This is a genomic window from Paenibacillus sp. JT22N12 (assembly GCF_056269365.1).
Genome location: NZ_JBWDNU010000001.1, coordinates 256,441 through 269,115, shown reverse-complemented (window position 1 = coordinate 269,115; position 12,675 = coordinate 256,441). Strand labels below are relative to the sequence as shown.

Below are 12,675 nucleotides of genomic sequence, written 5' to 3'. Positions count from 1 at the left end.
AAACCAAAACTTAATTTATATATTGACATAAGTGTCCGGCATAAATTATGATACCTTCAGAAATGTAAGCGCTATTACGGAGGGGATAGGATGAAAGCGATGATCGTATTGGGCGGTAATATGTATGATGACTCCACTATCGAACATTTTTTGAAGGATGCGGCTGCGATTGGCTATGAAGGTGTCGAGATTCGCGGTGTAGGCGAGTTGGCGGACGGACATATTCCGCAAGAGCGGGCCGAGCAGATTAAAGAGCTGCTTGAGGGCAATCGTCTCAAGCCTGTCAATCTGTCTTTATTTGCAGGGAATTTCGCCTGTAACACAGAGGAGGAGAATCATGCGGAGGTTCAGAAATGGGAGCGCTACCTCAATTTTGCATCAACGATTGGCTGCGGCATGATGAGATTGAATCCGGGATTCCAGCATTCCAGTGAGGTTTCCAGGGATGATTATGCAAAAGCGGTGAAGTGGTTTCAACGATGCGCCGATGCCGCAAGCCAGCGGAATATACGGACGGTTATTGAAATGCACCATGGAACCTTATGTGATCATGCGGATTCATCGATCGCCTTTATTGAAGCGGTGGGGCGCAGCAATGTGGGGCTGATATTGGACCCGGTCAACCTGTATCAGGTGCCGGCCGATTACGGTACAGGAACGATCAAACGTTTGAAGCCATACCTCTTTAATGTTCATATCAAAGATATCGTGTTGTTGAAAGGAAGGCAGTATCCCTGGGCCTTCGAATATAGCGATTATGTTCCGCATATCGGCCGATATCACAGAGTTATACCGAGAGAAGGCGAGCATGAAGAACAATATTTTTGTCACCGGCTCATTAATCAGGGCGGCATCGACTGGTACGAAGTGTTCCATGGTCTGGAGCAGATCGGATACAGCGGTTATCTGACGGTTGAAAGTGTCAGCAAACCTGGTTCCGATCTCCCCGTACACGCTGTGCTGGCGCAGCAATGCTACAATGATGTGCAGCATTTGCTAAGTATTGCCAAATCAAATGTCGGCGTTTAAAAAATCGGCAGAAGGAGGTGCAGCACTACTGTGGAAAATCCATTCTCATTCTCACTCTTTGTCAAGCATTGGAAAGACAAACCGCCTGAAGAGCTGGCCCGTTTCGTAAGCGGTATCGGCTTTGACGGCATCGAGCTTCCCGTGCGAACCGGGTTTCAGGTTGAGCCTGAAACCGTCCAGAGAACGCTGCCGGAGATTTCCAGGCTGCTCGGTGGACACGGCGTCAAAATATTCAGCGTTGCCGCCTCAACCGATGAATCTGTCTTTGCCGCATGTGCGGAGGCTGGAGTGCCGGTCATCCGGATAATGGTCAACATCGAACAGGACGGGTATAAGGCAGCGGAGGAGCGAACCCGGCGAAAGCTGGAGCAGCTTGTCCCGCTATGCGTCAAGTATGGCGTGAAGGTTGGCGTCCAGCAGCATTACGGAAACTTTGTGATCGATTCCAACGGTATTATGCGGCTGATGGATAAGCTTAGCTCCGACCATGTCGGCGTCGTCTGGGATGCGGCGCACGACGCGTTCGCAGGCCAGCAGCCTGAATATGGATTGGAGATTGTTTGGCCTCATCTGGCAATGGTGAACCTGAAAAACGGTTATTATTACCGCAGCAACGGACCTGAAGCCGAAACAGCCGAGTGGAAGCGTCATTTCACTACCGGCCGGCATGGTATGGCGCATTGGCCGCGAATTGCGAGCTATGTGAAACAGCGAAACTACAAGGGCGTTGTCTGCCTGACTGCGGAGTACACGGATCTGGAGAACAAGGACCGTTATATCGCGGAAGATCTTGCTTACGCGAAGTCGCTTTTTGAGTCATAAATCTATATATTCCCAAAGCGCCAGAGTCTCTTAAAAAGGAGGTTAAGTACCGTGGCAGCCCAAAATGAATGGCAATTAGGCACTACTGCCAAATCCGTGCCGGTCAGCAGATGGAAGCATAGGAGAAACGGATTTAAACGAGACAAATTTCTTTATTTGCTGATTGCTCCCGGAGTCTTGTTTTTTGTGATATTCAAGTACATTCCCATGTGGGGAGTAGTCATCGCCTTTCAGAATTATTCCCCTTTCATGGGTGTTATGGATAGCCCATGGGTCGGGTTTGATCATTTTGTCCGTTTTTTTTCCAACCAGGATTTTTATCTGCTGTTCCGAAACACGATGGCGATCAGCTTGCTGAACCTGGTGTTCTTTTTCCCGCTGCCGATCTTACTTTCACTTTTGCTCAACGAACTGCGCAGTGAGGTCTACAAAAAGTGGATTCAATCGGTCGTGTATATGCCTCACTTTCTTTCGTGGGTCATTATCGCGGGAATTACATTCCTGCTCCTGTCGCAATCGTCGGGCATTATCAATAAGATGTTTGTCAGCTTAGGGTTTGCCAAGTATGACTTTCTCACCAATGAAAACAATTTCTGGCTGCTCCTCACCATTCAGAATATTTGGAAAGAAGCGGGATGGGGGACGATCATTTTTCTTGCCGCCATCGCCGGCGTGGATCCCCAGCAGTATGAAGCGGCCAAAATGGACGGGGCCAACCGGCTGCGTCAGGCTTGGCACGTAACCCTGCCGGCTATTCGCAGTGTCATTATCATTTTGTTCATATTGAAGCTTGGGCACATCATGGATGTCGGATTCGAGCAAGTATTTCTGATGATGAACGGCGCGGTCTCCGATGTCGCGGATGTGTTTGAAACCTATGTTTATCGTACGGGCATCCAGCAAGGACAGTTCAGCTTCAGTACCGCTGTCGGCTTATTCAAATCCCTGGTTGGACTGCTTCTGGTTATAGGAGCCAATAAGATAGCTAAACGCTTCGGTGAAGAAGGCGTTTATTAATCGCTAAACAGCGGGGGTGAGATTATGAAACGAAGCATCGGAGATCGTTTATTTGATTCAGCCAATATTTTGGTGCTGGCTGTGATCTCCATCATCATGCTTTTTCCGCTTTATTATGTATTTGCCGTATCATTTACGGATCCGGCGGAGTACATCCGGAAGCAGGGATATGTCCTGTTTCCGGAAAAATGGACATTGGATTCTTACCAATACTTGTTGTCCACCTCCTCTTTCCAGAACGCGACTTTAGTCAGCGGGTTTCTGGCTGTTGTCGGTACCGCGCTCAGTCTGGTAGTGACAGCTGCGCTGGCCTACGGCTTGTCGCGCAAGCGGCTGCAGGGCAGAAGAGTCATTTTGCTGATGATTCTCATTACGCTTTTGTTCAGTCCGGGCATAATCCCTCCTTACCTGCTGGTCCGCGATTTGGGACTGATCAACAGCATTTGGTCATTAATTTTGCCGGTGCTTACCAGCGGATGGTATGTCATCCTGATGAAAAGCTTTTTCGACAGCATTCCGGTGGAGCTGGAGGAATCCGCTGTTATCGACGGTTCCACCGATATCGGCGTTTTTTTTCGGATCGTGCTTCCGCTGTCGCTTCCCGCGCTTGCCGCATTTGGATTATTTTACGCGGTGGCTTACTGGAACACGTTCTTCAACGCGATCTTATACATTAACGATTACACCAAGTGGCCGCTTCAGCTCGTCCTGCGCAATATGCTGATCGATTCATCCACCCAGGCCGGGGGAGCCTCTGCGGCGGAAATGATGGCTGAACAAAATATCCCTACGGAAACGTTGAAAATGGCTGCGGTCGTCATCGCGACAGTTCCGATCATGTGTGTTTATCCGTTCCTGCAAAAGCATTTTGCCAAAGGTGTAATGCTGGGCTCGGTGAAGGGATAATCTATGAATATTTAATAGGAGGGTTTGGTATGAATGGAAAAGGGAAGTTCATTAAGCGTAAAGCGGTGCCTGCAGCGCTGGCATTCGTCATGATTGCATCGTTCCTGTCAGGCTGCAATGGCGGTACCGCCAGCCCGGATTCCGGAGCAAATGCTCCCGCAGACAAAGAAAAGCCGACGGAGATCAGTATTTTTACCGAGTTCAATACGCCTGAGCCTCCGGCGGCAGACAACCCGGTCACGAGGGAATTCGAGAAACGCACGAACACCAAGCTCAATATTACCTGGGCATCGCCAAACGCATGGGAAGAGAAGCAGAACGTGATGCTGGCCTCGGGCGATATGCCCGATCTGATGAAGCTCAAGGACATGAAGCAAACGCAGGCGATCACCATGATCAAGCAAGGCGCATTTTGGGATTTGACGCCATATTTGAAGGATTACAAAAACCTGTCGGAATACCCGCAGGAAATAATGGACCGCGTAAAAGTCGATGGCAAGCAGTATATCCTGCCGTCCGTGCGTCCGCTTCAGGGAAGCAGCTTCTTCAATATCCGCCAGGATTGGCTGGATAATGTAGGGTTGAAAATGCCCCATACCATGGATGAGTTCTATACGGCCTTAAAGGCGTTTGTTGAGCAAGACCCCGACAAGAACGGCAAAGCCGACACATACGGATATAACGGCAAGGGCTGGGAGGAAGTCATCGATATTTTCAACAACAGCAACGGGAAGTGGAAAGAATCAGGGGGCAAGCTGATTGACACCGATCTGGAGCAGGGGACGAGAGACGGACTTATTTATCTCAACAAAATGTACAAGGAAAAAATAATTCCTGAAGACTTCGCTGTTCTGAAGACGACCGATTTTGAGAATATGGCCAAAGCGGGCAAGGCCGGCGTCCAAATGGACACGACAGAAGGCGTTTACCGTGCCACGGAAGGGGCGCAGGAGCTTGATCCGAAGGCTGATTTCGTGGCGATGACATATCTTGAAAGCCCGGCAGGTAAAATGGTTTCTACAGGCAGCGGGTATGCCGGACTTTATGTGATCCCGAAAACGGTCCCTGAAGCTAAAATGAAAAAAATACTGGCTTTAATGGATTATGGGGCATCCGAGGAAGGCTTTGAATTGGCCTGCTATGGTCTTAAGGATATTCACTTCACGATCGTCGACGGCTTCAAAACGGCAACCGAACAAGCGGTTAAGGACAGCGCATCGCAAAGCTCGTTCGGTAAAATCTTCACAAGATACGATCCGTACCTGTGGGCTTACCGCGTGGGCATGCCGAAGGCGATGTTCGAGCGCAACAAAAAAATCATTGACGATCGCGCGAACTACGGAATAGCGGATGTATCAATCGGTCTGTTGTCCGACATCGATTTGACATTAGGTCCGGATTTTAAGAAGAAGATGGACGATATGAAAATTAAAGTGATCATGGGCAAAGAGCCGATCGAATCATGGGATGCTCTGGTTAATTCGTTCAAAGCGGATGCGAATTACATGAAGATGATCGATGAGTTCAACGAGGCTTACCAGAATAGGAAAAACGGCAAATAAACAAATCTGAAGGAGTCGAAAGGCATATGCTGCAAAAACTGCGATTGGCCGTTGTCGGATTGGGGCGTGTATCAAAATCACATCTTCCGGCGGTCAGGGAGCTGGCTGACATAATGGATTTGGCTGCGCTGGTAACCCGTGATGAAGGTAAACTGCGGCAGGAAGCGAATCAGTGGGAGGGGGTAAAAACGTACACGTCCTATGACGATGCGATAAGCGATCCGGATATCGATGCTTTCCTGCTGCTTCTGCCGCATGATATGCACGCGGAGTATTCAATTAAGGCGCTCCAGGCTGGCAAGCATGTGCTGGTCGAGAAGCCGATGGCGATGAATGTGCAGGAAGCCAAGGAGATGGTTGAGGCCGCAAAAGCCAATAACGTCACCTTGATGATCGGGCAAAGCCGCCGTTTTTATAAACCGGTAATGGAGTCGATCCGCCAGGTGAGAGAGAAAGCAATAGGTGATCTGATCAATATCAATGCGCTGCTTCTGGCACATATGGATAAGCCTGCAGCCGATTGGTGGAAGGATGAATCGAAAATCGGCGGCTTTATTATCCCGCTTTGGGGAAGCCATATTCTTGATTACATTCAATGGGCTTATGGCAGAGCTCCGCAATCCGTCTATGCTCAGGGGCATTCCAACAACCCGAATTGGACGGGGGAGGATGAGGTTGCCATTTCCCTGAATTTTGGCGAAGGCCGGATGGCGAATGTGCTGATGTCATTCAATGCGGGCAGCCGGCCTACCGATGAAGTCGGTCTGACAGGACAGCGTATCTGGTCTACGCAGAACAGCATCTATGACCGATATTTAATCGGCTCGAACGGCCTCTTGCACCTGAAGGACGAATATGAGCTGCGTTTGAACGGAGAACTGCTGGAAGCCTGTGAGAGCACCTTCTCTAATTTCAGATGGCAGCTGGAGGAATTCGCCGATGCCATACGAGAGGAACGTGAGCCGCTGGCTTCAGGCCGGGTAATGATCCAGGTCATGAAGATCATGGATGGCTGCTTTGAATCGATGCGGACCGGTCAGGTTGTGCAGCTTTAATCCTTGAGGGGAAAATGAAGGAGGACTATTGCCATGAAGTTGAAAACATTGGTGCTTTCACCGCAATCACGTCTGGATGAAGTCTGCTCGGAGGATTGCCGTGCGAGACTGTATGAATATTTCGAACCGGTATGGAATGAGACAGGACGCGATTATACACAGGAAGAGCTATCAGCTCTGGTTGCCGATGCGGAAGCGATTATTACCAGTTGGGGCTCCCCCGGTCTTACAGACGAAATGCTGGAGAAGGCCGTCAAGCTCCGCGTCATTGGCCATGCGGCCGGAACGGTGAAGAATCTTGTGCCGAAGCAGATTTTCTCCCGGGGGGTCAAAGTCTTCTCGGCGGCCCCGAGGATCGCGCAAAGTGTGGGGGAATACTGCCTGGCGGCGCTGCTTGCATCACTGAGGTTTTTGCCGGCCTTCGATTCTTCGATGCGGGAAGGGAAATGGAAGATCGCCGGTATGAAGGGAAGCGAGCTTACAGGCAGTACCGTCGGGATTATTTCCGCCAGCTCTACGGCTCGCGCCTTCATCAAGCTGCTTGCACCGTTTCAGGTCAGTGTTCTTATCTATGATCCCTATTTGACGGAAGAAGGGGCTGCCCGGTTGAACGCCAGAAAGGCAGCGTTGGAGGAGGTCATGAGCTGTCCGATCATTTCGGTGCATGCGCCGAAGCTGCCCGCTACGGAAAGAATGCTTACCCGGGAATTATTGGCGCTTATTCCGGATGGCGCGGTCTTCATCAACTCGTCCAGAGGTCCTGTGGTGGATGAGCAAGCTTTTATGGAAGAGCTGCAAAGCGGGCGTTTCTTTGCCGCACTGGATGTGTTTGAGAAGGAGCCTCTCGCTGCGGATCATCCGATCCGGTCGCTGCCGAATGTACTGCTGACTCCCCATATTGCCGGAGCCTCGGTTCAAGGACATCTGGCTTTGATGGGGGAAGTGGTCGAGGATATCATCAGAAGCCAGCGCGGAGAAAAGACGGCTTATGAAGTAACCGAAAAAATGTGGGAAGTGATGGCCTGATTGGCCCCAGAAGCCGGAGAAGTAGTTGAAGTTCCAGAATGACAGCATTCTGTCCTATCGGAAGGAGACATATACAGATGGTAACGAAAATGGCCGTTCCTCCCATGGAACTGGTAGAATACGAGGGTCCCGGAACTCAGATGTGCGCTGTTATGGATGCGATCGGAGAGATTAGCATCAAGCGCGCCTTGATCCCGGAACCCAAGGAAGGCGAAGTGCGCATCAGGGTCAAGTGGGTCGGGATTTGCGGAAGCGATGTTGAAGTATTCCGCGGTGCGCGCGAGCCCGAATTTATTTCATACCCTACCAGGCTGGGACATGAAGTTGCAGGGATTGTAGATAAGGTCGGACCCCATGTCATTGGTGTCAAGGAAGGAGATCATGCTGCTTTGCGGTATGTCTGGGGGGCCTTTGCCGAATATGTATGCTGCACCCCTTTTTCCCTTAAGGTTCTGCCCGCAGACATGCCCCTGATCGAGGGCTCGCTGATCGAGGTGCTTCCCGGTATTATCCATGCGGCGGAACTTGGGGACATTTCCCCCAATAAGAATGTGCTGATCACAGGGCAGGGCGTGAGCGGATTGGTGATGACGCAGGTGATCCATATGTTTAGCCCGAGGAATTTGGTCGTGACGGATCTGTTTGAGGAGAAATTGGCGCTTGCACGCAAATACGGCGCCACTCATACGTATAAAATCCCTCATGAGCATGCGGATACAATGGATATCGTGGGGGCAGATTTTCCGGACGGCTTTGACGTGGTCATTCCTTGCCTGCTGGAAGGAGCAGGGATGGTTGATGCGGTTAACGCAGCCGCGCAGAACGGACGTATTGTGATGTACGGCTGCATCGGCACCTGTCATAAACCGGTGGATTTCTTCAAGGTCCACAAAAAACGGCTGGATATTCTGTCTACGGAACCTAAGCGCGACATAGACAACAGGCGCTACTTCGATGAAGGACTGCGGCTGGTCCGTAACGGACTGGTCAACACGGGGGAAATGATTACCCACATCGTTCCGCTTGCCGAGATCGCCCGGGCTTTCCAGCTGAGGAATGAGCATAAAGGAGATACCATTCACGTCATGGTTGACTGCGAAGTGATATAATCACATGACAGAGGCTGGTTGACCGGATCGGCTGGCATACCGCCGACCGCCGAATAAACGAATATAATTCATGAAGGGCCGCTGAATCAGCGGCTTTTTTTCTTGCTATCGTGGTCCTATTGACTTAGAGCTCGCCCTAAGAGCTACAATAAAGCTATGGATCCAGTATTAGGAATACTATTCATGCCAGAGCAAAAGGAAGCGAAGTGAACTTCATGATGAATATTGGAATTGATGCCGGCGGCACGCTGATCAAGGTCGCCTGGATGAAAAATGCCTCGCCCGAATTCAAAAAATTCCCCGTAGCCCGGATGGAAGAGGCAGCCGCATGGATCAACGGGCTGGGGAACGCCAGGATATGCATGACCGGAGGCAAAGCAGCGTTATTACAATCGAAAATAAATAAAAAAGCCGCAGAGATGGTCGAGTTCGAGGCAACTTGCAGCGGGGTGCGTTTTCTTCTCGCCAGGAACGCGATATCCGAGGAGTCCTACATCCTGACCAACGTGGGTACCGGCACATCGATTCACCATGTGGAAGGCGACAAGCAGCAGCGGATTGGGGGGACGGGAGTCGGGGGCGGAACCATACTGGGATTATCGAGGCTGTTAACCGGGTTATCAGACTATGAAGCAATTGTACAACTGGCAGCCAAGGGCGCCCGAGATCGGATAGATCTGAAGGTAAGTCATATTTACGAGGGGGCTGAGCCTCCAATTCCGGGTGATTTGACAGCAAGTAATTTCGGTCATGTTCTGCAGTTGGCATCCATAGATGATTTGACGGAGGAAGAACGGCTCGCTTCCGTAATGGGTCTGGTGGGGGAAACGGCAGCGACAGTCAGCGTTCTGGCTGCCGGCCAATGCAGAGTTTCATCTGTTATTTTCATCGGCTCCTCTTTCATCGGGAATGACCTTCTTCAGGATGTTGTAAAACGGTATACGAAGCTGAGAGGGGCCTCACCCTTGTTTATTGAGAATGGCGAGTATTGTGGAGCCATTGGAGCATTATTGTCACTTATATGACCAACCGGTCAAGCTGTTTCTGCAAATGAAAGCAAAGCTTAACAATCATTTAAAAATTTGTTCACATAGGGGTTATGATCGGGGATTAAAGTAGGGATATGAAGTCTGATTATCCCGAGAGGAAGCTGATCCCATGAAAAAAGATCCGTGCATCTTAATTCTTTATTCTTCTTTCGGCGAAGGGCATATTCAGGCGTCCCTTGCGATCAAGAACCGGCTGGCATCCATGGGAGTCCACAAGGTTCATCTGGTTGATCCGCTCGCGGAGGCCCACCCTGTATGGAACGCTTTCTCCCGGTTCTGTTATATAAAAAGCATGTCCTGGCTTCCCGGCGCTTACGGCTATATGTACAGCAGGACGAACCGGGTCAAGGCGGATGAGACTCACAACAAGTTGATTCACCAGATCGGCAAAGGCAAGCTCAAGGAGATCATCAAGCGGATCAAGCCGGATGCGGTAGTCCACACTTTTCCATTCCTCGGGACGGAGATTTTAAAGGATGAGGAAGATTTCACCATTCCGACGTTTACCGTCATTACCGATTTCGTACTCCATACAAGATGGCTGCATGAGCATACCGACCGTTATTTCGTCGCGACTGAAGCGTTGAAGCAGGAGCTGCTCGCAGCTGGAATCGGAGGCAGCCGCATTATCGTGTCCGGCATCCCTGTCCGGGAGGCTTTCGAGAAGCCTCTGTCCAAAGAAAATTTGATCCGAAAGCATGGTCTGAATCCGCGTTCGAAGTTTGCGTTAGTCAGTGCGGGGGCTTTTGGCGTTTTGGCGGATGTCGAGCGGGTAACCAAAGAGGCGCTCAGAAGCACGGACTTTCATTTAATCATCGTTTGCGGGCGCAACCAGAAGCTGCATGACCATTTGATGGCCATCTTCGGAGAGGATCCCCGGGTGATCATTCTGGGATACGTTAGTTATATGGAAGAATTGATGGCCGTTTCCACCTGCCTGCTGACCAAAGCCGGAGGACTCACGTTGTCTGAAGCCCTGAGTCTGTCCCTGCCCGCAATCGTCTACCGTCCGCTGCCCGGGCAGGAGCAGGGCAATGCGGAGACGCTATCCGCAAGGGGAGCCGTTCGGATTGCGAATAGCCCCGGCGAGTTGACAAAAGAACTCCTGCTGATGCAGAAATTGCCGAATTGGTACCGGATCCGCGCAGCGATGCAAGCTCTCTACCGCCCTGAGGCCGCCCGCACGATTGCGGACGAGGTCATCCGGGTAACGCAGCAGACTGATCTCCCTATTCCTGCAGTTACGGTTCGGGCGAGCCGAAAGGCGGTCCGGGTCCATGGATATCGTTAACGGGCAGGCAAGACTGGGAGCGGGCATGAAAAACCTGTTCCACAGATTTGTATTGGCGCTGTTTCTCGTGGAGCTCATCCGGGGAGCATTACTTGTCGTATTGCTTCCGTCTTACGGCTCGTCCCGCCTCGGTTTCTCTCTTTCCGTCATCGGAACGGCCGTATCGCTGCAGTATTTAATTGATTCTCTGCTAAAAGGCTTCGTCGGATATTTGCTCGATAAGCTGCCGCCGCGGATGGTCCTGAATGTCGGGTTCTTAATGTCCTTATTGGGTATTGGACTCCTGATGACGGCACCGGGCGTCTGGGCGTTCCTGGCCGGAGCGTGTTTGATCGGCGCAGGCTTCTCGCCTCTATGGCTCATCTGCCTTGGCCAGATTGAGGAAGAGAACCGCGCGGCGCAGATGGGAAAGCTACATATCTATTGGCTGGCCGGGCTGGGGCTGGGACCCGTCCTGATCGGATATGTGATGGATATCGGCTATGGCACGGCCTTCTCAGTTATATTCTGCCTTTGTATCGCGGGCTGGGCGCTGGTCGGGACAGCAGCGATAGAGATCAATGCAGCTGCTCAGGACAAAGCTCCACTCCGTCAGCAATTGACAGGTCTTTGGCGTAAAATGAGAACGGGCGGGTTCCTGCTGCCCGGAATGCTGCTGCAAACGCTGGCCGGAGGCATGCTTGTACCCGTTATATCTTCTTTTGCCGTTGATCATCTGGCGTTCTCCCATACCCAATTTTCAATCCTGTTAATGACCGGCGGCGCAAGCGTGATTGTTTTGCTCATTCCGCTGGGCAGGGTATACGACAAGCTCGGAGGCAAATGGTTCCTGTCGGGCAGCTTCGGAGCCTTCGCCCTTGCTCTCTATGGCTTGACTCAAGTGAAGACATTCCTGGCCGCAGAATTGGTTGCACTCGGGCTTGGAATTGCCTATGCCGCGCTGCTTCCGGCCTGGAATTCATTGCTGGCGGGCTACGTGCCGGAGAACTCCAAAGGAATGGGTTGGGGGATTTTCTCGTCCGTGGAGGGACTTGGGATCGTCTTTGGACCGCTGCTGGGAAGCTGGCTCGCAGGTGGCGGTCATCTCACTCTTCCTTTCGTGGTCAGCGCTTTTCTGTTCGCCGTGATCGGCCTCATTTATGCCTTCTCACCATCCCGTTTATTCCGATGCGCAGCGGTGCGGACGTTAACCGGAAACGGAAGTTGAATGACTAAACATAAAGAAGAGCAGCGGAGATGCTGCTCTTCGTGCCCTCTCATTTGAGAGGGTTATTTGTCCATTTACCAGCCAAAATCAAGGGTCTTCCCCGTTTCGGCGTATGTCTTGATATTGCTGAGAATCATCGCCCAGCTGCCCTTCGTGCTTTCATAGGAAGGATGGTTGTCCGGCCACAAGTCGTTAATCAGCGTTATCTTCGTGCAATTGCCCACTGTCTCGAGCGTCAGCGTAACCCTCGTCTCAAGCTCGGCGTGGTTCTCGCGGTAAGACGGGCCGGGATGCTCGGTATAGCTCATTATCCGGTTCTGCTCGAACTCCAGCACCTTGCCGTACACATGCACCGTATTCTCCCCGTCGTTGCCAGGTCCAACATATTCATAGGGAGCCCCGATTTCGAAGGTTGAGTTCAGAATACAGCCGAAAAATATGGCTTTGGTGCCTTCCGGCGAAACGAAAATCTGCCAGACGTCCTCGGGCTTAGCCCCGACATAGAATTCGTATTTGAGCGGTTCCATAGGTATAACACTCTCCATTTCAGTATTGTCGCATTGCGGAAACAACGGTTAACTGCTACTTTATAATAGGATGAC

General features: G+C 51.3%; 12 protein-coding genes. 11 read left to right on the top strand and 1 reads right to left on the bottom strand.

The features are described 5' to 3' along the window. Positions 1–90: 90 nt before the first annotated feature. The 11 genes from AC0YOA_RS01040 (at position 91) to AC0YOA_RS00990 (ending at position 12,073) form a co-directional block, all read left to right on the top strand. Positions 91–1,029 (top strand): sugar phosphate isomerase/epimerase family protein, encoded by a 939-nt coding sequence (locus AC0YOA_RS01040; RefSeq protein ID WP_475785026.1) that lies wholly within the window; start codon positions 91–93, stop codon positions 1,027–1,029. Positions 1,030–1,059: 30 nt separating this feature from the next. Then, entirely contained in the window at positions 1,060–1,851 is a 792-nt protein-coding gene (locus AC0YOA_RS01035) for a sugar phosphate isomerase/epimerase family protein (protein WP_475785025.1), read from the top strand. A gap of 96 nt (positions 1,852–1,947) precedes the next feature. Further along, positions 1,948–2,868 (top strand): ABC transporter permease, encoded by a 921-nt coding sequence (locus tag AC0YOA_RS01030; RefSeq protein ID WP_379113277.1) that lies wholly within the window; start codon positions 1,948–1,950, stop codon positions 2,866–2,868. 24 nt (positions 2,869–2,892) lie between these two features. Then, positions 2,893–3,774 carry a carbohydrate ABC transporter permease gene (locus AC0YOA_RS01025; RefSeq protein ID WP_475785024.1) on the top strand — a complete coding sequence of 294 codons (882 nt, stop codon included), beginning with the start codon at positions 2,893–2,895 and terminating at the stop codon, positions 3,772–3,774. Positions 3,775–3,803: 29 nt separating this feature from the next. Beyond that, positions 3,804–5,336: a type 2 periplasmic-binding domain-containing protein gene (locus tag AC0YOA_RS01020; RefSeq protein WP_475785023.1), complete on the top strand. Its 1,533-nt coding sequence runs from the start codon at positions 3,804–3,806 to the stop codon at positions 5,334–5,336. Positions 5,337–5,362: 26 nt separating this feature from the next. Next, entirely contained in the window at positions 5,363–6,391 is a 1,029-nt protein-coding gene (locus AC0YOA_RS01015) for a Gfo/Idh/MocA family protein (protein WP_475785022.1), read from the top strand. A gap of 33 nt (positions 6,392–6,424) precedes the next feature. Beyond that, positions 6,425–7,417, top strand: a complete 993-nt coding sequence (locus tag AC0YOA_RS01010) for a hydroxyacid dehydrogenase (protein ID WP_475785021.1) — start codon at positions 6,425–6,427, stop codon at positions 7,415–7,417. A 77-nt stretch (positions 7,418–7,494) separates the two neighbouring features. Continuing rightward, complete coding sequence (locus tag AC0YOA_RS01005) at positions 7,495–8,526, top strand: zinc-dependent alcohol dehydrogenase (protein WP_475785020.1); 1,032 nt, start codon at positions 7,495–7,497, stop codon at positions 8,524–8,526. A 215-nt stretch (positions 8,527–8,741) separates the two neighbouring features. Then, positions 8,742–9,551: a type II pantothenate kinase gene (gene coaW / locus AC0YOA_RS01000; RefSeq protein ID WP_475785019.1), complete on the top strand. Its 810-nt coding sequence runs from the start codon at positions 8,742–8,744 to the stop codon at positions 9,549–9,551. A gap of 133 nt (positions 9,552–9,684) precedes the next feature. Next, entirely contained in the window at positions 9,685–10,866 is a 1,182-nt protein-coding gene (locus tag AC0YOA_RS00995; RefSeq protein WP_475785018.1) for an MGDG synthase family glycosyltransferase, read from the top strand. After that, positions 10,853–12,073, top strand: a complete 1,221-nt coding sequence (locus AC0YOA_RS00990) for an MFS transporter (RefSeq protein ID WP_475785017.1) — start codon at positions 10,853–10,855, stop codon at positions 12,071–12,073. The genes AC0YOA_RS00995 and AC0YOA_RS00990 overlap by 14 nt, the downstream gene beginning before the upstream one ends. 74 nt (positions 12,074–12,147) lie before the next feature. On the opposite strand, the gene AC0YOA_RS00985 is transcribed toward AC0YOA_RS00990, so the two are convergent. Then, complete coding sequence (locus AC0YOA_RS00985) at positions 12,148–12,600, bottom strand: SRPBCC family protein (protein WP_475785016.1); 453 nt, start codon at positions 12,598–12,600, stop codon at positions 12,148–12,150. Between the last annotated feature and the right edge of the window lie 75 nt (positions 12,601–12,675).